At 44.5% G+C, this 21,794-nt stretch carries 23 protein-coding genes; all 23 read left to right on the top strand.

The genetic code is table 11. The features are described from left to right. Positions 1 to 60 precede the first annotated feature (60 nt). The 23 genes from leuS to C4K46_RS07015 all read left to right on the top strand — a co-directional run bounded on the left by leuS (position 61) and on the right by C4K46_RS07015 (position 21,755). Positions 61 to 2,562, top strand: coding sequence for a leucine--tRNA ligase (leuS, locus tag C4K46_RS07120; protein ID WP_209628209.1), 2,502 nt, complete (start codon positions 61 to 63; stop codon positions 2,560 to 2,562). A 547-nt stretch (positions 2,563 to 3,109) separates the two neighbouring features. Then, positions 3,110 to 4,924, top strand: a complete 1,815-nt coding sequence (glmS, locus tag C4K46_RS07115; protein WP_209628393.1) for a glutamine--fructose-6-phosphate transaminase (isomerizing) — start codon at positions 3,110 to 3,112, stop codon at positions 4,922 to 4,924. Positions 4,925 to 5,137: 213 nt separating this feature from the next. Beyond that, positions 5,138 to 6,178 carry a uroporphyrinogen decarboxylase family protein gene (locus C4K46_RS07110; protein WP_245335159.1) on the top strand — a complete coding sequence of 347 codons (1,041 nt, stop codon included), beginning with the start codon at positions 5,138 to 5,140 and terminating at the stop codon, positions 6,176 to 6,178. 9 nt (positions 6,179 to 6,187) lie between these two features. Next, positions 6,188 to 6,385 (top strand): hypothetical protein, encoded by a 198-nt coding sequence (locus C4K46_RS07105; protein ID WP_209628207.1) that lies wholly within the window; start codon positions 6,188 to 6,190, stop codon positions 6,383 to 6,385. 98 nt (positions 6,386 to 6,483) lie between these two features. Continuing rightward, the gene (locus C4K46_RS07100; RefSeq protein ID WP_209628206.1) at positions 6,484 to 7,482 is read left to right on the top strand and encodes a uroporphyrinogen decarboxylase family protein; all 999 of its coding nucleotides are present in this window, start codon (positions 6,484 to 6,486) and stop codon (positions 7,480 to 7,482) included. 26 nt (positions 7,483 to 7,508) lie between these two features. Next, positions 7,509 to 8,378 carry a transporter substrate-binding domain-containing protein gene (locus C4K46_RS07095; RefSeq protein WP_209628205.1) on the top strand — a complete coding sequence of 290 codons (870 nt, stop codon included), beginning with the start codon at positions 7,509 to 7,511 and terminating at the stop codon, positions 8,376 to 8,378. 128 nt (positions 8,379 to 8,506) lie between these two features. Then, positions 8,507 to 9,202: an amino acid ABC transporter permease gene (locus tag C4K46_RS07090; protein WP_209628204.1), complete on the top strand. Its 696-nt coding sequence runs from the start codon at positions 8,507 to 8,509 to the stop codon at positions 9,200 to 9,202. Further along, positions 9,202 to 9,897: an amino acid ABC transporter permease gene (locus tag C4K46_RS07085; RefSeq protein ID WP_209628203.1), complete on the top strand. Its 696-nt coding sequence runs from the start codon at positions 9,202 to 9,204 to the stop codon at positions 9,895 to 9,897. Before C4K46_RS07090 ends, C4K46_RS07085 begins: the two co-directional genes overlap by 1 nt. Before the next feature lie 18 nt (positions 9,898 to 9,915). Continuing rightward, positions 9,916 to 10,680, top strand: a complete 765-nt coding sequence (locus C4K46_RS07080) for an amino acid ABC transporter ATP-binding protein (RefSeq protein WP_209628202.1) — start codon at positions 9,916 to 9,918, stop codon at positions 10,678 to 10,680. A gap of 319 nt (positions 10,681 to 10,999) precedes the next feature. Continuing rightward, positions 11,000 to 13,138 (top strand): AAA family ATPase, encoded by a 2,139-nt coding sequence (locus C4K46_RS07075; protein WP_209628201.1) that lies wholly within the window; start codon positions 11,000 to 11,002, stop codon positions 13,136 to 13,138. Between the two features lie 91 nt (positions 13,139 to 13,229). Continuing rightward, complete coding sequence (locus tag C4K46_RS07070; protein ID WP_209628200.1) at positions 13,230 to 13,379, top strand: hypothetical protein; 150 nt, start codon at positions 13,230 to 13,232, stop codon at positions 13,377 to 13,379. 33 nt (positions 13,380 to 13,412) lie between these two features. Next, positions 13,413 to 13,535, top strand: a complete 123-nt coding sequence (locus C4K46_RS10610; RefSeq protein WP_275946377.1) for a hypothetical protein — start codon at positions 13,413 to 13,415, stop codon at positions 13,533 to 13,535. Positions 13,536 to 13,547: 12 nt separating this feature from the next. Continuing rightward, positions 13,548 to 13,925, top strand: coding sequence for a hypothetical protein (locus tag C4K46_RS07065; protein ID WP_209628199.1), 378 nt, complete (start codon positions 13,548 to 13,550; stop codon positions 13,923 to 13,925). Further along, on the top strand, positions 13,915 to 15,261 hold the full coding sequence (locus C4K46_RS07060) for a polymorphic toxin type 44 domain-containing protein (RefSeq protein WP_209628198.1): 1,347 nt from the start codon (positions 13,915 to 13,917) through the stop codon (positions 15,259 to 15,261). Before C4K46_RS07065 ends, C4K46_RS07060 begins: the two co-directional genes overlap by 11 nt. After that, positions 15,258 to 15,752, top strand: coding sequence for a hypothetical protein (locus C4K46_RS07055; RefSeq protein ID WP_209628197.1), 495 nt, complete (start codon positions 15,258 to 15,260; stop codon positions 15,750 to 15,752). The genes C4K46_RS07060 and C4K46_RS07055 overlap by 4 nt, the downstream gene beginning before the upstream one ends. Before the next feature lie 33 nt (positions 15,753 to 15,785). After that, on the top strand, positions 15,786 to 16,013 hold the full coding sequence (locus C4K46_RS07050) for a polymorphic toxin type 44 domain-containing protein (protein WP_209628196.1): 228 nt from the start codon (positions 15,786 to 15,788) through the stop codon (positions 16,011 to 16,013). Then, complete coding sequence (locus C4K46_RS07045) at positions 16,010 to 16,468, top strand: hypothetical protein (RefSeq protein ID WP_209628195.1); 459 nt, start codon at positions 16,010 to 16,012, stop codon at positions 16,466 to 16,468. The genes C4K46_RS07050 and C4K46_RS07045 overlap by 4 nt, the downstream gene beginning before the upstream one ends. A gap of 527 nt (positions 16,469 to 16,995) precedes the next feature. Next, positions 16,996 to 18,447: a PTS ascorbate transporter subunit IIC gene (locus C4K46_RS07040; protein WP_209628194.1), complete on the top strand. Its 1,452-nt coding sequence runs from the start codon at positions 16,996 to 16,998 to the stop codon at positions 18,445 to 18,447. A 66-nt stretch (positions 18,448 to 18,513) separates the two neighbouring features. After that, positions 18,514 to 18,792: a PTS sugar transporter subunit IIB gene (locus C4K46_RS07035; protein WP_209628193.1), complete on the top strand. Its 279-nt coding sequence runs from the start codon at positions 18,514 to 18,516 to the stop codon at positions 18,790 to 18,792. 87 nt (positions 18,793 to 18,879) lie between these two features. Beyond that, positions 18,880 to 19,365 (top strand): PTS sugar transporter subunit IIA, encoded by a 486-nt coding sequence (locus C4K46_RS07030; RefSeq protein WP_209628192.1) that lies wholly within the window; start codon positions 18,880 to 18,882, stop codon positions 19,363 to 19,365. A 147-nt stretch (positions 19,366 to 19,512) separates the two neighbouring features. Continuing rightward, positions 19,513 to 20,178: a 3-keto-L-gulonate-6-phosphate decarboxylase UlaD gene (locus tag C4K46_RS07025; protein WP_209628191.1), complete on the top strand. Its 666-nt coding sequence runs from the start codon at positions 19,513 to 19,515 to the stop codon at positions 20,176 to 20,178. 3 nt (positions 20,179 to 20,181) lie between these two features. After that, entirely contained in the window at positions 20,182 to 21,045 is an 864-nt protein-coding gene (locus tag C4K46_RS07020) for an L-ribulose-5-phosphate 3-epimerase (RefSeq protein ID WP_209628190.1), read from the top strand. Further along, positions 21,045 to 21,755, top strand: a complete 711-nt coding sequence (locus tag C4K46_RS07015) for an L-ribulose-5-phosphate 4-epimerase (protein WP_209628189.1) — start codon at positions 21,045 to 21,047, stop codon at positions 21,753 to 21,755. Before C4K46_RS07020 ends, C4K46_RS07015 begins: the two co-directional genes overlap by 1 nt. Positions 21,756 to 21,794: the final 39 nt, after the last annotated feature.

The following is a 21,794-nucleotide window of genomic DNA, read 5'->3' as shown; positions in this document are numbered from 1 at the left end:
GCTTTTAAATCCGCTAAAAACTTGATATAATAGTCACATCAAACTTTTTTGGAGACGAGTATGACTTATTACAATCATAAAGAGATTGAGCCTAAATGGCAGAAATTTTGGGCTCAGAATAAGACTTTTAAGACAGGAACGAATCCTGACAAACCTAATTTTTATGCCCTAGACATGTTTCCCTATCCTAGTGGAGCGGGGCTTCATGTGGGTCACCCAGAAGGCTATACAGCAACAGATATCCTGAGTCGCTATAAGCGGGCCCAAGGCTACAATGTCCTCCACCCTATGGGCTGGGACGCTTTTGGTCTGCCAGCAGAGCAGTATGCCATGGATACGGGGAATGACCCAGCAGAATTTACGGCAGAAAACATCGCCAATTTCAAGCGGCAGATTAACGCCTTAGGTTTTTCCTATGATTGGGAGCGAGAAGTCAATACCACTGATCCTAATTATTACAAATGGACCCAGTGGATCTTTACCAAGTTGTATGAAAAAGGTTTGGCCTATGAGGCAGAAGTGCCGGTCAACTGGGTAGAAGAGCTGGGAACGGCCATTGCCAACGAAGAGGTCCTGCCCGACGGGACTTCTGAGCGGGGAGGCTATCCGGTTGTTCGTAAGCCTATGCGGCAATGGATGCTGAAAATCACAGCCTATGCAGAACGTCTCCTCAATGACTTGGAAGAAGTGGACTGGCCAGAGTCCATCAAGGATATGCAACGAAACTGGATTGGTAAGTCCAGTGGAGCCAATGTAACCTTCAAGGTCAAGGGAAGCGATAAAGAGTTTACGGTCTTTACCACTAGGCCGGACACTCTTTTTGGAGCTAGCTTTACAGTCCTTGCTCCTGAACACGAATTAGTAGATGAGATTACCAGTCCAGAGCAGGCAGGAGCTGTTGCTGACTACAAACATCAGGCCAGTCTCAAATCTGATTTGGCGCGGACAGACTTGGCCAAGGACAAGACAGGTGTCTTTACCGGGGCTTATGCCATCAATCCTGCCAACGGTCAGGAAATTCCGATTTGGATTGCTGATTATGTCCTAGCTAGCTATGGGACTGGTGCGGTCATGGCTGTCCCAGCCCATGATGAACGGGACTGGGAATTTGCCCAAACCTTTGGTTTGCCCCTGCTTCCTGTGCTAGAGGGTGGTGATGTTAGCCAGGCTGCCTATACTGAGGACGGTCCCCATATCAATTCTGACTTCTTAAATGGTCTGACCACCAAGGAGGCCATCAGCAAGATGATTGCCTGGTTGGAGGAAGAAGGAGCTGGTCAAGAGAAAATCACCTACCGCTTGCGCGACTGGCTCTTTAGTCGTCAACGTTACTGGGGTGAGCCGATTCCGATTATCCATTGGGAGGACGGAACTTCAACAGCCCTACCTGAGGAGCAGCTACCCCTGGTCCTGCCTAAGACTAATAACATCAAGCCTTCTGGTACAGGAGAAAGTCCTTTGGCCAATCTTAAAGATTGGTTGGAGGTGACCAGGGCTGATGGAGTCAAGGGGCGGCGTGAGACCAACACCATGCCTCAGTGGGCAGGTTCCAGCTGGTATTATCTTCGCTATATTGATCCCCATAATGATAAAAAATTGGCTGATGAGGATCTGCTCAAGGCTTGGCTACCGGTTGATATCTATATCGGTGGGGCTGAGCATGCGGTCTTGCACTTGCTCTATGCCCGTTTCTGGCATAAATTCCTCTATGACCTAGGTGTCGTTTCAACCAAGGAACCCTTCCAAAAGCTCTTTAATCAGGGTATGATTTTGGGAACCAGCTACCGTGATAGTCGTGGAGCTTTGGTTGCGACTGATAAAGTTGAAAAGCGTGACGGTTCTTACTTTAATATCGAGACCGGCGAGGAGTTGGAGCAGGCGCCAGCTAAGATGTCCAAGTCCTTGAAAAATGTGGTCAATCCAGATGATGTCATCGACCAGTACGGGGCAGATACCTTGCGGGTCTACGAGATGTTTATGGGGCCACTGGATGCTTCCATTGCTTGGAGCGAGGAAGGTTTAGAAGGAAGTCGCAAGTTCTTGGATCGGGTCTATCGTCTCTTGACCAGCAAGGAAATGGTTGCAGAAAATGATGGCAAGTTGGACAAGGTCTACCATGAGACAGTCAAGACTGTGACTGAGCAGATTGAAAGTCTCAAGTTTAATACCGCTATCGCTCAGCTCATGGTCTTTGTCAATGCGGCCAATAAGGAAGACAAGCTCTATCTAGACTATGCCAAGGGCTTTGTTCAACTCCTAGCACCTTTTGCCCCTCACCTAGCTGAGGAACTTTGGCAGGATTTGGCAGCTACTGGAGAAAGCATTTCTTATGTGGCTTGGCCAAGCTATGATGAGAGCAAGCTCATTGAAAACGAGGTCGAAATCGTTGTTCAAATCAAGGGTAAGGTAAGGGCCAAGTTAGTGGTGGCTAAGGATTTGAGTCGGGAAGAGCTAGAAAAGCAGGCCCTGGCCAATGAAAAGATCCAGGCTGAAATCGCTGGGAAGGAAGTCATCAAGGTGATTGCTGTACCAAATAAATTGGTCAATATTGTTATTAAATAAGAAAGCTCCCTTTAAACAGTGTCCCTAGTCTAATTAAGTTGAGGCTAGCCATAAAGGTTTTGGGCTCCAGATAAGGGCCTAAGAGGGCAGATTTTCATCCTATCTAAGACAAAATTAGACATCTAAATTCCAAATGTAAAATACGGTCAAAAGTCCTTAAAATGACGATTTTTGACTGTATTTTTTTGTCTCAAAACTTTTATTTTTGGACAAAATGTTGGGCTTTGTCCTTGTCTTGAGTGGGAAATAAAAGGAGGTTCAAACCTACTTTTTCCCAGGATATAAACTGAGGAAAAGCCTCTCTTTCCAGTCCCGTCAAAGCCTGGCCTCTTTTTTCTATGTTTTTGGGGTTTTCCATTTTTATCTAGCCCTTTGTTTATGCATAGAAAGCTTAAAGAAACCTATACCAATTTTCCTATTGACAAGTGGAAAGCAAAAAGGTAGAATGATTTCGCTGGTTTAAATAGTCCTTTATTAGACTATACCAATTTTTAAAAATAGAATGGAGGAAGTAAACTTCTCTAAGGAGTTTACTGCTAGAAGGAATATGTGTGGAATTGTCGGAGTTGTTGGAAACTCAAATGCAACAGATATCTTAATTCAAGGTCTTGAAAAGTTAGAATATCGTGGTTATGATTCGGCTGGTATTTTTGTGGCCAATGCAGGTGATGCTAGCCTGGTGAAGTCTGTCGGCCGGATTGCAGATTTGAGTGCCAAGATTGATGAGAATGTCCAAGGGACAGCCGGAATCGGTCACACACGTTGGGCAACCCATGGGAAACCAACTGAAAACAATGCTCACCCCCATCGTTCAGAAACAGGTCGTTTTGTCCTAGTTCACAACGGGGTGATTGAAAACTATTTAGAAATTAAGGAAAACTATCTAGAGGGCCACCATCTACTGGGGCAAACGGATACTGAAATTGCGGTCCACTTGATTGGTAAGTTTGTAGAAGAAGAGGGCTTGTCAGTCCTAGAAGCTTTTAAGAAAGCCCTTCACATTATCGAGGGTTCTTATGCCTTTGCCCTCTTAGATTCAGAAAATCCTGATTTGATTTATGTTGCCAAGAATAAGTCACCACTCTTGGTCGGTCTGGGTGAGGGCTACAATATGGTCTGCTCAGATGCTATGGCCATGATTCGCGAAACCAACCAATTTATGGAAATCCATGATAAGGAATTGGTCTTGGTAGCCAAAGATAGCATTGAAGTGCAAGACTATGAGGGTAATCCGGTCGAGCGCGAAAGCTATACAGCAGAGCTTGACCTATCTGATATCGGTAAAGGAACCTATCCTTACTATATGTTGAAGGAAATCGACGAGCAACCAACGGTTATGCGTAAGTTGATTCAGGCCTATACCGATGAAAATAATCAAGTGGTAGTGGATCCTGAAATCATCAAGGCCGTGCAAGAGGCAGACCGTCTTTATATCCTTGCGGCAGGAACTTCTTATCACGCTGGTTTTGCTACCAAGCGGATGTTAGAAGAATTGACTGATACTCCAGTAGAGCTTGGCATTTCTTCTGAATGGGGTTATAAGATGCCTCTGCTTAGCAAGAAACCAATGTTCATTTTAATCAGTCAATCAGGTGAAACAGCAGATAGCCGTCAAGTCTTGGTTAAGGCCAATGCGATGGGTATTCCAAGTCTTACTGTGACCAACGTTCCAGGGTCAACCCTGTCTCGGGAGGCTAGCTACACCATGTTGCTCCATGCTGGACCAGAAATTGCGGTTGCTTCAACTAAGGCTTATACAGCCCAGATTGCTACCCTGGCCTTTCTTGCAAAAGCAGTCGGCCAAGCAAATGGAAATGAAGCGGCTAAAAACTTTGACCTTGTTCATGAGCTGTCCATCGTTGCTCAAAATATCGAGTCAACCTTGTCTGAAAAAGACCTGATTGATGACAAGGTGCGTGGTCTCTTAGAAACGACTCGCAATGCCTTTTATATCGGTCGTGGTCAGGACTACTATGTCGCTATGGAAGCTAGTTTGAAGCTGAAAGAAATTTCTTATATTCAATGTGAAGGCTTTGCAGCTGGGGAATTGAAGCATGGAACAATCTCCCTTATCGAAGATGGAACTCCAGTCATTGCCCTCTTGTCATCTGATGAAGTCTTGGCTAGCCACACTCGGGGAAATATTTCTGAGGTGATTGCTCGTGGTGCCAAGGTATTGACTATTGTTGAGGAAAATGTAGCCAAGGAAGATGATGATATTGTCTTGACCCAGGTTCACCCTTATCTATCACCAATCTCAATGGTCGTTCCAACCCAGCTGATTGCCTACTTTGCAACCCTGCATCGTGGTTTGGACGTTGATAAGCCAAGAAATCTAGCCAAGTCTGTTACGGTCGAATAAGAGCCTAGCCCAACAATCCTCTATACTTTAATCATTTAATAAAGCCAAAGTCGGAAGTTTCTTCCGGCTTTTTTGTTAAAATCAATCGGTAGGTTGGCGGGGGTGGAAACATTAAAAAGAGGTCTTGATTTGAGGCTTCTTTTTTGACCTAGATAAGGATTTTCAAAGCTGGTGATAAAAAATATATATTGGTCAGCTTTTAGTTCTCATGGTATGATAGGACAAATCCCAAGGGAAAGGAAGTCTGTCATGTCAAGTAAGAAAGAATTGCTTTTAAAGGCCTTTCGGGGCGAGGAGTTGGAGCGGGTACCGGTCGGTTTTTGGTTCCACTTTGTGAGGCCGGAGGAAAAGACGCAGGGCCTAGATAATCCGGAGATTTTCCAGAAAAATCTAGCCGGTCATCGCAAGTTTATCCAGGAAGCTCGACCGGACTTTATCAAAATCATGAGTGATGGTTTTTTTAAATATCCCAGTTCCTATTATTCGGATCAGATTCAGTCTATAAGGGAACTGGAAAAAATCGAGCCCCTAGGCCCCAATCATCCCTGGATTGAGCAGCAGCTGGATTTGGTCAGGGAAATTCGGGCGAGCTTTCCTGAAGAGCTGGCTTCTTTTTATAATATCTTTGCTCCTGTTTCCTATTTGAAACGTTGGTTCCGCAAGGACCAGAGCCGGGGGGATAGGGAATTGGCCGATTTTTTAGCCGAGGATCCGCTCCTTCTTAGTCGGGTTTTAGGGGTTATTGCCCAGGATATTGCTAGTTTGAGTCAGCGTTTGATTCTCGAAGCAGGGATTGAGGGGATTTATCTATCAACCCAGACCATTCAGGACCAGCGGGTAAGTGGCCAGGCTTATCAAGCCTACATTGAGCCTAGTAACTTAGCTGTTTTGGAGGCGGCCAATCAGGTCGGGGGACAAAATATCCTCCATATCTGTGGTTTTGAAGGAGCCAGTAATGACCTGGACTTGTTTAAGGACTATCCGGCTCAAGTGTTTAACTGGGCTAGTCGGCATGAAGGGCTTTCTCTGGCCCAGGGACGGCAGCTCTTTAAGGGGCGGACTGTCTTGGGTGGTTTTGAAAATGGTCCAGATGGTCTCTTGCATCGAGGCAGTCGTGAGGAGTTGGAAGAGGAAACCAAACGTCTCCTAGCAGAAAATGGGACTAGGGGGCTGATTTTAGGGGCTGATTGTACGGTGGCAGCTGATTTTGAGCTGGAAAGGCTGGACTGGATTCGTCAGGCAGCTAGATTATAGGAGGAGCTGATGAAGGAAAGAGTATTTCTGGGCCTAGCCTTGTTTCTACTGGGCCTGATATTTATAGCTAATTTCAATCGGCTCTATCCTCGGACTAAGCTAGAGATAGTTCAGGAGCAGTTCAAAAGCTTGCAGGCTCTTCCCCACAAGTCCTTGCAGCTGATGCAGACCAAGGACCTGGCTATTTTCTTGTTGGGTCATCAATGATAGGGAAAGCCAATAGAATTGATAAAAAATATATATTAGTCAGTTGAGCTTGGTCGTGTTATGATATAACAAATCTAAAAAAGGAAAGGAAGTCCTATATGTCAGGAAAGAGAGAGCTAGTTTTAAAGGTCTTGCAGGGAGAGGCTACAGAGCGGGTACCGGTTGGTTTTTGGTACCATTTTACTCAGGAAAATGAGTGGTTAAAAGGTTTTGGCAACCAGGAGATTATCCAAAAGAATTTGCAGGGTCATCAGAAATTTTTGAAAGATGTGGAGCCAGACTTTATCAAATTGATGAGTGACGGTTACTTTGCCTATCCTCATGAGCAATTACAGGGCCTGACTTCAATCAAGGATTTAGCGGACTTGGAGCCTCTGGGTGCGGAGCATCCCTGGATAGAAGAACAGCTGGATTTGGTCCGCAAGATTAAGGCCAGCTTTACCGAGGATATCTTTGCCTTCTACAATGTTTTTGCTCCGGCTACCTATTTTAAGTGGCTCTTGGTTGGAGTCGGTCAAGGGGATAAGGAGTTGACTGACCTTTTGGAGGAGGACGCTGAGGCTGTTCAAAAGGTATTGGCTACCATCGCTCAAGATTTGGCCAGTCTTAGTCAAAGACTGATAGAGGAGGTCGGCCTTGACGGGATTTATCTCAGCGTTCAGACTATCCAGGACGAGCGCCTGACCAAGGAGCTCTACCAGACCTTTATTGCACCGAGCGAGCTTGCGGTTCTGGCCGCAGCTAATCAGGCTCAAGGTCTCAATATTCTGCATATCTGTGGTTATGAAGGGGCCAAAAATAATCTCAGTCTCTTTCAAGCCTATCCAGCCCAGGTCTTTAACTGGGCGGTTGGGGCGGAAGGGGTCAGCTTAGCTCAAGGACGAAAACTGTTCCAAGGAAAAACAGTTCTGGGTGGTTTTGCTAACGCTAAGTCGGGTCTCCTTTATGGAGGTAGCCAGACAGAGGTGGAGCAGGAGACCAGGCGCTTGATTGCTGAGGCCGGCCAGACCGGTCTTATCCTAGGAGCAGACTGTACCCTGCCTAGTGATATTGACCCCAAGAGAATCGACTGGGTCCGTCAAGCGGCCCGAATTTAGCCAGTTAGAAACAGAGGAGAATAAAGATGAGTAAAAAAAGATGGATTGTTGGTGGTTTGTTGGTAGTGGCCCTGGTTGGGGCGACCTATCTGGGGCGTCACCTGACAGGTGCTAGCTCAAACAAGGCAGCTACTACTAAAAAAGTAACCACCCTCAAGGTGGCCCATACCCAGAACTATGTTCCCTACGATTTTGTCGATGAAAAGGGACAGTCTGATGGCTATGAGGTAGCAGTCTTGAAGGCCATTGATGAAAAATTGGCCGACTATAAGTTTGAATACACTGGGACTAGTGATGATGACCTCTTGATTGGTCTTGAGTCGGGTAAGTACGATATTGGGACCAAGGGGGCCTGGTATACAGAGGAGCGGGCCAAGAAGTTTATTATCCCAAGTAAGCCAATCGGAGCCAGCATTATCGGTTTCACCATTCGCAAGGAAGATGCGGCCAAGTACAAGGATATTGATAGCTTTGCCAAGGAGGCTGGAAAGCTGGTTCCCATCTCTCCTCAAAATGCCCAGTGGTCAGTTATCGAAGATTATAATAAGAAGCATAAGGACAGCCAGATTGAATTGACAGCGGCCGAATCCTTTAAGGTGGCTGATGCCTATGCCTGGGTCTTGGAGGGGCGCTACGATGCCTTCTTTGACATCAAACTCTCCTTTGAAAAGGCGGTAACGGCTGAAGATGGCTCTTATCACCAATATGCAGACAAGTTGAGCTGGTTCCCCTACAAGGGTATTCCAACCTATCCACTGATTCATAAGGACGAGAAAAATCAAGCCTTTGCCAAGGCCTATGAAAAGGCCATCAAGGAGCTGGAAAAGGATGGAACTCTGGCTAAACTCTCCCAAAAATACTTTGGTGAAGATGTCTTTAGCTATGTGGATAAATAGGTCTGCCTGTTTAAAATGAGGAACTTTGCCTGAGAAAACTTCTTGCTAGGGGCTAGAAGTCATCAGGGTTTTTAAAGGAAACTATTACTCAAGGCCTTGGGCCACTTTCAAACTAGAAGGGAGGAAGAATGGTTACTTATGATTTTGCGCGTGTCTTGAAATTTCTGCCAGATTTATGGAGGGCCCTTCCCATGACCCTCTGGATTATGATTTTGACCGGTCTGATTGGCTCTGGTCTGGGCCTACTTTTAGCCTGGGCTCAGCTGGCTGAGGAAAAAACCTTTGCAGGCCTGGCCAAGGGCTACATCTTTGTTTTGAGGTGTACGCCTCCCATTGTCCTGCTCTTTCTGGTCTTTTATGGCCTGCCCAAGCTCTTGGAGTGGTGGCTGGGTCTAGACATCAATGCTTGGTCGCGCAGTATCTTTGTCCTCATTACCATGGTCTTGCTCTTTGCAGCCCTGATTGCCGAAGTGTTCAAATCGGCCTATGAGGCTGTGCCAAAGGGCCAGTTGGAGGCAGGTCTCAGTATCGGTCTAAGGCCCGGCCAGGTCTTTTATCGGATTATCTTTCCCCAGGCCTTTAGGCTGGCTCTGCCCAATATGACAACGGCCATTTTAAATCTAATGCGGGATGCAGCCCTGGCCTATACGGTTGGTCTGGTCGATGTGATGGGAGCGGGAAATCTTTTGATTAGTCGTAATCTAGGAAATTATTCGCTGGAAACCTATACGGCTGTTGCCCTGATTTACTGGGCTTTGGCCCTCCTCATCTCGCTTTTATCCCAACTGCTAGAAAAATCTTTAACGATTAAGGAGAGGTCTTGATGGATATAAACTATATAGTCAAAAGCTTTTTCTCGGCCCTCCAAGGGGTCCCCGTCACGCTCTTAATCATGCTGGTTGCCCTTTTACTCAGTTTTTTTCCCGCCCTCTTTTTGGCCCTGGGCCAGATTTATAAGGTCAAGGGAGTTAGAGCTTTTTCTCTAGTCTACCTAGCCTTTATCCGGGCGACTCCACCCATCCTGTTAATCCTCTTTTTCTACAGTCTTTTTCCCAGTCTGCTCAATCAGTTTTTTAAAAGTATAGGTAGCTCTATCGATGTTTTTAAGTTCAATCCGATTTACTATGCCTTTATCATTTATAGCTTAATGACGACGGGTAGCCTATCAGAGATTCTCCGTTCGGCCATCCTTGCGGTGGATAAGGGCCAGCTAGAGGCAGCTCAGGCTATCGGTTTGACTAATTATCAGGCCTATCAGCGCATCGTCTTTCCTCAGGCCTTGAGGTCGGCTCTGCCCAATCTTTGTAACCTGGTTATCAATCTGGTCAAGGGGACCTCGCTGGTCTTTGTTATGACTATCAAGGATATTACAGCCATTGCTCGGGTGGAGGCTTCTTATGGTTACCAGTATTTCGAGTCCTACCTGGTCATTTTTCTCCTTTATATTATTATTTGTGGCTTGATTCAATGGCTATTTAGTCATTTGGAGCAGCGCTTTAAGGAGCCAGTCAGTCTTTAACTGCTAGAAAGGATAGACATGTTAGAAGTAAAGCAACTTTCAAAGAGTTTTGGCCAACGCCAGGTCTTGACAGACCTTAATCTCAAGGTCAATCAAGGGGATGTGGTCGTTATCTTAGGTCCGTCTGGCTCAGGCAAGACCACCTTTTTACGCTGCCTCAATCATCTAGAAAAGGCCGACAGTGGCCAGTTAAGCTTGGCAGATGAGACCTATGATTTGGCTAAATTAAATAAGAAGGAAATTCTTGATATTCGCAAGAAAACCGCCTTCGTTTTCCAGCACTACAACCTTTTTGCCAATAAGACGGCCCTGGAAAATATTCTAGAGGGCCTAGTGGTAGCTCGTAAAATTCCTAAGGAGGAGGCCTTAAAAATTGCTCAAGAGGCCCTAAGCAAGGTGGGCCTACTCGATTATCAGGATTATTATCCTTCCCAACTATCGGGGGGCCAGCAACAGCGGATTGGGATTGCAAGAGCGATTGCGGTCAAGCCGGAGGTAATTCTTTTGGATGAGCCTACCTCGGCCTTGGATCCGGAATTGGTCGGTGATGTTCTGGGTTTACTAAAAGAGCTGGCAGAAGACGGGATTACCATGATTGTTGTGACCCATGAAATGAGCTTTGCCCGAGACGTAGCCAAGCACGTTGTCTTTATGGATGCTGGTCAGATTGTCGAGGAGGCCAGTCCCAAGGACTTTTTCCAGCAGCCCAAGGAAGAAAGAAGTCGGCAGTTTTTGGCTCGCATCCTATCAGACGCTACTTACAGCCTGGAGTATATGATTTAAAAGACGATTTTGCAGTCGTCTTTTTTGCTACCTTATTAAGTCAAGTCTAGCAGATGATGGAAATCAAACTAGTTACCTTGTCAAACCTAGAGGTCCCTGACTAGCCAGGCTTGGTGCTTTTTTCTTATGCCTGTCTCCTTTTAGAGACCTTAACTTTTGCCTCTCTTTTTGTCAGTATAAATTTATGTAAAATTTTAAAAAATTATGTAAAACAACTTGACTTACATTTGTAATCGTGTTATAATTACAAATGTAAACAAAAATAGTTTACCCGACCTTTCGCTTATACAAGGAAATAGAAGATAAACGAGGTAAGAAAATGAACAACAATTATAATGACTTTAACAATATGGATGACATTTTTAATCAACTGATGGGAGATATGCGTGGCTATCGCAGTGAAAATCGTCGCTATCTGATTAACGGTCGCGAAGTGACCCCTGAGGAATTTGCCCAATATCGGGCAACTGGCAGATTGCCAAGAAGTGCAGACCAGGCTCAAGGTCTTCAAGGCCAAGCTCAGGCGCCAAAAGAGGACAGTATCCTCGCTAAACTCGGTCGCAATCTAACAGCTGAAGCGCGTGAAGATATGCTGGACCCAGTGATTGGCCGTAATAAGGAAATCCAAGAAACCGCAGAAATCCTTTCCCGTCGGACCAAGAATAATCCGGTCCTGGTTGGAGATGCTGGGGTAGGAAAGACCGCGGTTGCCGAAGGCTTGGCCCAGGCCATTGTCAATGGAGACGTACCGGCAGCTATCAAGAACAAGGAGATTATCTCCATTGATATTTCCGGTCTGGAGGCCGGTACCCAATATCGGGGCAGTTTTGAAGAAAATATCCAAAACCTGATTTCTGAAGTCAAGGAAGCGGGAAATATTATCCTCTTCTTCGATGAAATTCATCAGATTTTAGGAGCAGGGAGCACAGGCGGTGACAGTGGTTCCAAGGGACTGGCAGATATTTTAAAACCAGCCCTTTCTCGTGGAGAATTGACCGTTATCGGAGCAACAACTCAAGACGAGTATCGAAATACTATTTTGAAGAATGCAGCCCTGGCTCGTCGTTTCAACGAAGTCAAGGTCAATGCCCCGTCTGCTGAGGATACTTACAAGATTCTCCAAGGCATTCGCGACCTCTACGAAAAGCACCACAATGTTATCTTGCCAGACGAGGTGCTAAAGGCAGCAGTGGACTATTCTGTCCAATACATTCCCCAAAGAAGTCTGCCAGACAAGGCTATTGACTTGATTGATGTCACAGCAGCCCACCTGGCAGCCCAGCACCCAGTGACCGATGTGCATGCGGTAGAACGGGAAATTGCAGAGCAAAAGGACAAGCAAGAAAAGGCTGTTGAGGCCGAGGACTTCGAGGCAGCCCTTCATGCTAAAACACGGATTGAGGAGTTAGAAAAGAAAATTGCCAACCATACTGAGGACATGAAGGTGACCGCTACAATCAATGATGTAGCAGAATCAGTAGAACGTCTGACTGGTATTCCAGTCTCTCAAATGGGCTCTAGCGACATTGAGCGCCTCAAGGAAATGAATGCCCGCCTCAAGACCAAGGTTATCGGTCAAGATGAGGCCGTTGCAGCCGTTGCTCGGGCCATTCGCCGTAATCGGGCCGGCTTTGATGAGGGCAATCGTCCTATTGGTAGCTTCCTCTTCGTTGGACCGACCGGAGTCGGCAAGACCGAGCTGGCTAAACAACTGGCCCTTGATATGTTTGGAACCAAGGAAGCTATTATCCGCTTAGACATGTCCGAGTATTCTGATCGGACCGCCGTTTCTAAACTTATCGGAACAACAGCAGGCTATGTCGGCTATGATGACAATAGCAATACCCTGACCGAGCGCATTCGCCGCAACCCTTACTCTATCATTTTGCTAGATGAAATTGAAAAGGCGGATCCACAGGTTATCACCCTGCTCCTGCAAGTGCTGGATGATGGACGTTTGACTGACGGACAAGGCAATACGGTCAACTTCAAGAATACCGTTATTATTGCAACTTCTAACGCTGGATTTGGTTATGAAAGTCTTACTGGTGATGAAGAAAAAGACACCAAAATCCTAGACCGCCTCAAACCCTTCTTCCGACCAGAATTTCTCAACCGTTTCAATGCAGTGATTGAATTTTCTCAACTAAACAAGGAAGATTTGGGTCAAATCGTTGATTTGATGCTGGCAGAGGTCAACCAAACCCTGGCGAAAAAAGACATTAAACTAGAAGTGTCTGATGCAGCCAAGGACTACCTCAAGGAAGAAGGCTATGATGAGGTCATGGGGGTTCGTCCGCTCCGCCGAGTTATCGAGCAAGAAATCCGGGACAAGGTGACCGACTACCACCTGGACCACCTAGAAGCCAAGGAACTCTTAGCTGATATGAAGGACGGCCAGCTGGTTATCACCGAGGCCCAAGCTCCAAAAGAGGAGGCAGAAAAAGAGAATAAATAAGCATAAGGCCGAGCTTTAGCCCCGGCCTTTTTTTAGTACCCAATCGTTAAAAACTATAGTATAATAAGGAAAAGTAAAAGGAGATAACCTTATGACGATTCAATCAAATCTAGGAAGTGCAGGCCTCCATGCCTCTGCTATCAAGGGAGGCCTTGCGCAAGTAGTAGGGGCAGGTCAAGTAACAGCCGATACTGTCAGTCTGCATGCGGCCAGTGATTTAGCCCTTAATCTTATCAATTAAGAGGAAGCTAAAGCCCAAGAAATAACTAGTTTTTTGCAGGAATTTGCCGGACACATCACAGGAACGGCAGCTAGTCTAGATGCTAAGGATAAGGAATTGAGTCGAGAGATTCAAGCTAGTAAGATTCCGCCTATCCGCTCTGGCTTAAATCCTTAGAGAGGAATCCTGATGACTGAAAGAAATTTAGCTCAAGTAGAAGAAGACCTGCGCCAAGTTGACAGACAGTTGGAAGAACTAGACCGCAAGGAGCGGGAGCTGTTAGAATTGGAGCAAGAAGTGAGCGATTTACAAAGGGCCAGCTTTGAGACTTGGGCTGATTTGGACCAAGTTCCGCTGTCTAAAAAGGGAGACCTTATTCGGCAGGACTTTCTCGCCCAACTGAGCCAGAATAATCACTTGCTGGCTGAGGACTTAGACCAGCGTTGGCAAAACTTAAAAAAGGCAAAGAAACAGGCAGAAGACCGCTTTGAGCATTTACAGATTGAGCGCAAGCGACTTTACCGTCTTGAAGATGAAAGAAATAAGGAGAATGCAAATGGGAATTAAGGTTGATATGGCTGCTTTAAGTAGTCAAGCTAGCACGGGGCAAACCGTTATGACGGCTAGAGCGAATGGCTATCAGAGCCTGATTACAGCGCTCCAAAGTTTTATCAATGCCGCAGACTTACAAGGGGCAGCCCATAATGCTGAAAAAGACTATGCCATGGGGCAGGTCCTTCCTCTGCTCAATGGGCTGATTTTACTGACAGAAGACGGAGCGGCTGACCTAGTTGAGCTCTCTAATAAGTATGCTAGTGAGGTCGGAGAGAGCCTTGATGAGGACGAATTAACCAGCCTCCTTGAAGCTTGTCAAAAGGTGAGGGGGAACCAAGAAGCCATCCTAGCAAATATGACAGCCTCTAATCCTAGTTCCACTCTAGTTATGGGCCCCGTGCTAGGTACGATTGAGGCTTTGAGGACAAAAGAAAAGGATATTCAGGACAAGCTAGACAAGCTTAGAAAGTTCAATGCCAGTGCAGCCAGTATCTTTACGGGGATTGATAACCTCACTCAAGCCGTCACCACAGCCCTCAACCAGCTACAAGGTTCCTATGACACAAGCACGGGGACCTATAAACTGTCAGCTGATCGGACTTGGATAGGCGAGATTGATATCTACCGAAATTCCAAGATGAAGCATGTAGAAAAACGGATTGAACAAATTAAAAATAGTAACTTGTCAGAAGAAGAAAAAGCCAATCAAATCGTCAAGGCTTACGAGGACTATCTCTATGCGACCAATAGGGAGGCTTTTGATGAGTACAGTAAAAAAAGAAAAGCAATAATAGAGGAGGAAAAAAGAAAAGGAATAGAAGAGAAAGATATAAAATTAAATGCCAAAAATCCAAAAGTCAAAAATATGGAAGACGAACTAGAGAAAAACTTACAAAAGTCGGGTGTAGATATAAAAGTACTACTTCAAGAAATAGGAGACCACATTTTAGAAATTGAGAAATTAAAATTGGTTAATTTTACCCCTATTGCAGGTACTAGTATTATAAAAAACTGGGATTTCGCTGACCTAGTCAATACTGGAAAGCCCTTAGATTTAAAGAACCGTGTATATGATGAAAAAAGTGGCTATTCAGTTTGGGCGCGACAATGGGCTAAGGGAATATCATCAGATTATACAGGAAATTACCTCTATGGTTATATTGGTAAAGGTTACTTAAATGCAGCTGATAGCTACCTGAAAAGTATGGCTGGCTTGGCACAAGTATTCTCTGACTTGGACATTATAAAATATGGCAAGAGTCTTTTTAAGGGAGAATACGGTGATAATTCAGGAGATGCTAAAGCTATTCAAGACGGTATAGATGCCTATAAAAGGAGAGAAAAATGACAAGAGAAATTCACAAGAAAAAAAGAAGTTGGAAATTTGGCTGTTTACTCACCTCCCTTTTCTTCCTCTACTTTATTATCTCCGTTTTGAATTATGGTGAATATACGTTAAAACCGGGAGAAAGTGTAAAACTCAAAGTAAATCCAAGAACAGATCAGCTAGAGTATTACTCTATCCTCATCTTTAAGAACCCTAGCGGAGGGAAATTAGAGTTATCGGGTGAGGACATATGGGCCGAGCACTTAGGCGATGTTTTTTATAAGATTAAGGAGCAGAGAATTACAGAACTTAAGGAAAAAGGGGATAAATATGAAGAAGTAGGCTTAACAGAAGCCCCAGTGAATGGGATTTATTTATCTAAAAATGGAATTATTGTTGAGTCGAAAAAGAAACATATTTTTGATGTGACTACTGCTACCAATAAAACTATCACTATAAAAAATCTTTCTAATAAAACAATTTCTTTTTCTGCGGAGGTAGAAAACCATTGAGAACCTTTTTTAAGGCGCCAATGGGAAAAAGGTATGAGCTCTGACTATCTGGGGAATTACCTCTATGGATATGTTGGGAAAGAATATTTGGGCATGCCTGACGGTTATTTAAAGTCTAGCGCGGGTCTGGCTCAAGTCATTTCTGATAAGAATATTTTTAAATATGGGGAAAATCTCCTTAAGGGTAACTATGGTGATAATGCGGGAGACGCTAAGTCTATCCAAGACGGTATCGATGCTTATAAAAGGAGAGAAAAATGAAAAAAATAATTCATAAAAAATTCAATAAATGGAATATAGGTTGTTTAGTCTGTTTGCTTGTTCTTGTGTTTTTCATAGCCTTTTTCATTATTGGTTCTTTGAATTATGGTAGATACAGTCTTAAACCAGGAGAAAGCGTTAAAATAGAGGTGAATTCTTTAACCAATCAACCTGATTTTAGTTCGGAATTGACTCTTGACAACTTAAGTGGAGCAAAACTTGAACTAACAGGAGATGATAGTCCAACTTGGGCAGAGTTAAAAGGGGAAAATAACAGTGAGAATGTGTACTATAATATAGAAACTCAAACGATACATACAAGAAGGAAAAATGAAGAAGGAAATTGGGAACGAGTAGAATTAGAAAATTCTCCGAAGCAAGATGTTTATTTAAAAGAGTCGGAATTTAATCATTCAAGCAAAAGGAGAAAGGGTTCTTGGAGTAACAGACTCTAAAAGATACTACCTTGTTATCAAAAATCTTTCTAATAAAACAGCTCATTTTAAAGCAACGGTTACAAATCGATAATAAGCTTATTCCAGAGGGTGTTGATGCTTATAAAAGGAGAAATAAATGACAAGAGAAATTTACAAGAAAAAATCGAGAACTTGCTTACATGTGTATTTTTCCTTCCCTCTCTTTTTGAGTTTCATTTATTGGTACTTTCTGGCTTAAGAAGTCCCTGCTAGTTTGACTAGTGGGGATTTTTGCTGTCCTCTTGGCGACTGAAATAAAGGTCTCAACTTTCTCCAACAATCTGGTTGTAACTATAAGACGGGGCAACTATTTGGCTTCTAGCCTGGCTTTTTAGGTAGACCTTCTATTTTCTCCTTACTATCTGTTTTTATTCTGTTTTTGATTTGTGGTTGGCGACAGTCCAAGAGTGAACAGTTGCTTGTGTAATTCTTGGTCTTTTTGTTTCCGCTTTCAAATATTATAATGAATTCATAGAAAGAAAATAAATCAGAAAAGAGGAGTTAAGATGAACATCCTTTTAAATATTTTAAACTGGTTCTCGCAAAATATTTTGCAGAATCCTGCCTTCTTCGTTGGTCTCTTGGTTTTGGTCGGCTATGCCCTCCTGAAGAAACCAGCTCATGAGGTCTTTGCGGGCTTTGTCAAGGCTACCGTGGGTTACATGATTTTAAATGTAGCGGCTGGGGGCTTGGTAACCACTTTCCGGCCCATCTTAGCAGCCTTAAACTATAAGTTTAAGATTGGAGCGGCTGTTATCGACCCTTATTTTGGTTTGACAGCGGCCAATACCAAAATTCAAGAAATGTTCCCTCAGTTTGTCGGAGCAGCAACAACAGCCCTCTTGATTGGTTTTGGGGTCAATATCCTACTGGTTGCTCTGCGAAAAATTACCAAGGTCCGGACCCTCTTTATCACAGGTCACATCATGGTCCAACAAGCAGCCACTGTATCGCTGATGGTCTTGTTCTTGATTCCTCAACTGCGGAATACTTGGGGAGTGATTGCTATTGGAGTGGTTTGTGGACTCTACTGGGCGGTCAGCTCCAATATGACTGTTGAAGCGACTCAAAGGCTTACAGGTGGTGGTGGCTTTGCCATCGGTCACCAACAACAGTTTGCTATCTGGTTTGTGGACAAGGTGGCTGGTAAGCTGGGTAAAAAAGAAGAAAACTTGGACAACCTCAAGTTACCGAAATTCTTATCTATTTTCCATGATACAGTGGTAGCTTCAGCAACCCTGATGTTAGTTTTCTTTGGAGCCATTCTTTTGGTCTTGGGTCCAGAAATCATGTCCAATGCCAAGGTGATTACATCGGGTACCCTCTATGCACCTGAAAAACAAGATTTCTACATGTATATCATTCAAACAGCCTTTACCTTCTCAGTTTATCTCTTTATCCTGATGCAGGGTGTGCGGATGTTTGTCTCTGAATTAACCAATGCCTTCCAAGGAATTTCAAGCAAACTCTTGCCAGGTTCCTTCCCAGCGGTGGACGTTGCGGCTTCTTATGGCTTTGGCTCTCCTAATGCGGTCCTATCAGGTTTTGCCTTCGGTTTAATCGGACAACTTTTAACTATCGTTCTCTTGATTGTCTTCAAAAATCCAGTCCTGATTATCACTGGTTTTGTTCCGGTCTTCTTTGACAATGCAGCCATTGCGGTTTATGCAGATAAACGGGGTGGCTGGAAGGCGGCACTCATCCTATCCTTTATTTCAGGTGTGCTTCAGGTAGCTTTAGGAGCTCTCTGTGTGGCCTTGCTAGATTTGGCTTCTTATGGAGGCTACCACGGAAATATCGACTTTGAATTCCCATGGCTTGGTTTTGCCTACGGCTTCAAATTCCTAGGTATTATCGGTTTTGTTTTGGTCTGCCTCTTCCTCTTGGCTATCCCTCAATTACAATTCATGAAGGCCAAGGATAAGGAAGCTTACTATCGGGGAGAAGCTCAAGAGTAGCAGATAGTAGCTAAGTTAAATGTTACAACTAAGATTATCAACTATTAGAAAGATTGGAGAAAAGAAATGGTCAAAGTATTAACAGCATGTGGCAATGGAATGGGTTCTTCCATGGTGATTAAGATGAAGGTTGAAAATGCCTTGCGTAATCTGGGACAAACCGATTTTACGGTCAACTCTTGTAGTGTTGGTGAAGCCAAGGGCTTGGCAGCGGGTTACGATATTGTGATTGCCTCCCTTCACTTAATTAAGGAGCTTGAGGGTCGGACCAATGGAAAACTGATCGGTTTAGACAACCTAATGGACGACAAGGAAATTACAGAAAAATTAAGCCAAGTCCTTTAGATTGACTGGTTTACTCGTACAAAAATAATTAGAGGGTGAGGGTCTGGAGCTTTGGTTTCAGACCTTCATCGTAAGAGAGGAAATTTTATGAATTTAAAACAAGCTTTAAGAGAGAATCACTCCATTCGTTTAGGCCTAGCGGCTAGCAGTTGGCAGGAGGCTGTCAAGTTAGCCGTAGACCCCTTGATTGAAAGCGGGGCGGTCAAGCCGGAATATTATGATGCCATTATTGAATCAACAGAAGAATATGGTCCCTATTATATTTTGATGCCGGGTATGGCTATGCCTCATGCTCGTCCCGAAGCAGGTGTTAATCGAGATGCCTTTTCTCTAGTGACACTCCAGGATTCGGTAACCTTTTCTGACGGAAAAGAAGTCAGCGTTCTATTGGCCCTTGCGGCGACAAGTTCACAGATTCACACCAGTGTAGCCATTCCTCAGATTATTGCCCTTTTTGAGCTGGAAAACTCTATTGCCCGCCTCGAGTCCTGCCAGTCAGAAGAGGAAGTATTGGCTATGATTGAAGAGTCAAAGGACAGTCCTTACCTAGAAGGGCTAGATCTTGATAGCTAATACTCTTTGAAAATGAAAATCATTCGTCGTTAACTCGTCTTGATAAACTTAAGTTTCATCTAGGACCTCGTTGCCTAGCCTGATTTTCATTTTCTTTGAGTATTGAAACCAATTATTCGTAAAGTAAGATATAGAAAGTGAGATAAAATGACCAAACATATTCCAAATTTGCAAGTTGCCCTAGACCATTCCGACCTGCAAGGAGCTATCAAAGCTGCTGTTTCTGTGGGAAATGAAGTAGATATTATTGAAGCAGGGACCGTCTGCCTCCTTCAAGTCGGTAGTGAATTGGTAGAGGTCTTACGCAGCCTCTTTCCAGAAAAGCTAATCGTTGCAGATACCAAGTGTGCCGATGCTGGAGGGACCGTTGCTAAAAACAATGCCCTGCGCGGTGCAGACTGGATGACCTGTATCTGCTGCGCAACCATTCCAACCATGAAGGCGGCCCTCAAGGCTATTCAGGAAGAAAGAGGAGAACGGGGAGAAATCCAAATCGAACTTTACGGCGACTGGACCTTTGAGCAGGCCCAACAATGGCTGGATGCAGGAATTTCTCAAGCTATTTATCACCAATCACGCGATGCCCTCTTAGCAGGGGAAACTTGGGGTGAAAAGGACCTTAATAAGGTTAAAAAACTAATCGATATGGGCTTTCGGGTTTCCGTTACAGGTGGCCTAAATGTAGAAACCTTAAAACTTTTTGCAGGTCTTGATGTCTTTACATTTATTGCAGGACGTGGTATAACTGAAGTAGCGGATCCTGCACAGGCAGCCCGTGAATTTAAGGAAGAAATTCGCCGAATTTGGGGGTAAAATATGGCTAGACCAATTGGTATTTACGAAAAGGCAACTCCAAAGCACTTTAGCTGGAAAGAACGTCTAGAGTTTGCTAAGGACTTGGGCTTTGATTTTGTCGAAATGTCAGTAGATGAATCAGATGATCGGCTGGCTAGACTGGACTGGACCAAGGAAGAACGCTTGGAAATTGTCAAGGCAATTTATGAGACAGGAGTTCGGATTCCTTCGATTTGTTTTTCTGGCCACCGTCGCTATCCTTTGGGCTCAAACGATCCCGTTCTAGAAGCCAAGTCTCTCCAAACTATGAGACAGTGTATCGAATTGGCTCAAGATTTGGGAGTGCGGGTCATTCAGCTGGCAGGTTACGATGTTTATTATGAGGAAAAATCACCGAAAACCAGGGAGCGTTTTATTAAAAACCTCCGCAAGTCTTGCGATTGGGCTGAACAAGCCCAGGTTATTCTAGCTATTGAGATTATGGACGATCCCTTTATCAATAGCATTGAAAAATACCTGGCAGTAGAAAAAGAGATAGCCTCTCCCTACCTCTTTGTTTATCCTGATACTGGTAATCTTTCGGCCTGGCACAATGATCTCTACTCCGAGTTCCTCTTGGGGCACCAAGCCCTAGCTGCCCTCCACTTAAAGGATACCTATCCGGTGACGGAGACCTCTAAGGGGCAATTTAGGGATGTTCCTTTTGGTCAAGGCTGTGTTGACTGGGAGCATGTCTTTGCTACTTTGAAAAAGACAAATTATCAAGGGCCGTTTTTGATTGAAATGTGGTCGGAAAACTGTCCAACGGTAGAGGAAACCAAGGCAGCCATTCAAGAAGCACAGAACTTCTTGTATCCTTTAATAGAGAAAGCGGGGTTAAACTAATGCTGTTACCAGAATTACGTGAGCGAGTGTACAAGGCCAACTGCGATTTACCCAAGCACGGTCTTGTCAAGTTTACTTGGGGAAATGTATCCGGAATTGATCGTGAAGCAGGCCTGATCGTTATTAAACCGAGCGGTGTGAACTACGATAAGCTCAGTCCAGAAAATATGGTGGTGACTGACTTGGACGGCAAGGTGGTTGAAGGAGACTTAAATCCATCTTCTGATTTAGATACTCATGTAGAGCTTTACAAGGCTTTTCCAGAAATCGGTGGAGTCGTTCACACCCATTCGACAGAGGCTGTCGGTTGGGCCCAGGCTGGGCGTGATATTCCCTTTTATGGTACAACCCATGCAGACTATTTTTATGGGCCCATTCCAGCAGCCCGCTCTCTGACTGAAACTGAAATCAATACAGCCTATGAAAAAGAGACAGGCACAGTGATTATCGAGACCTTCCGTAAGAGAGAGATTGACCCGATGGCTGTACCGGGCGTCACCGTCCGTAACCATGGTCCCTTCACCTGGGGCAAGACACCAGAAGCAGCAGTCTACCATAGTGTTGTCCTTGAGGAAGTGGCTAAAATGGCTCGTTTTACGGAGCAGATTAAACCAGATGTGGAGGAAGCACCTCAATATCTTATGGATAAGCATTACCTCCGCAAGCACGGCCCCAATGCCTATTACGGTCAGAAAAACAAGGAAAATTAGATTAAGAAAGAAGATGTGCCAACTAGCACACTTCTTTTT

This window comes from Streptococcus oricebi (assembly GCF_017883985.1).
Taxonomy (GTDB): Bacteria; Bacillota; Bacilli; order Lactobacillales; family Streptococcaceae; genus Streptococcus; species Streptococcus oricebi.
This window is presented reverse-complemented; position numbering and strand designations above follow the sequence as displayed.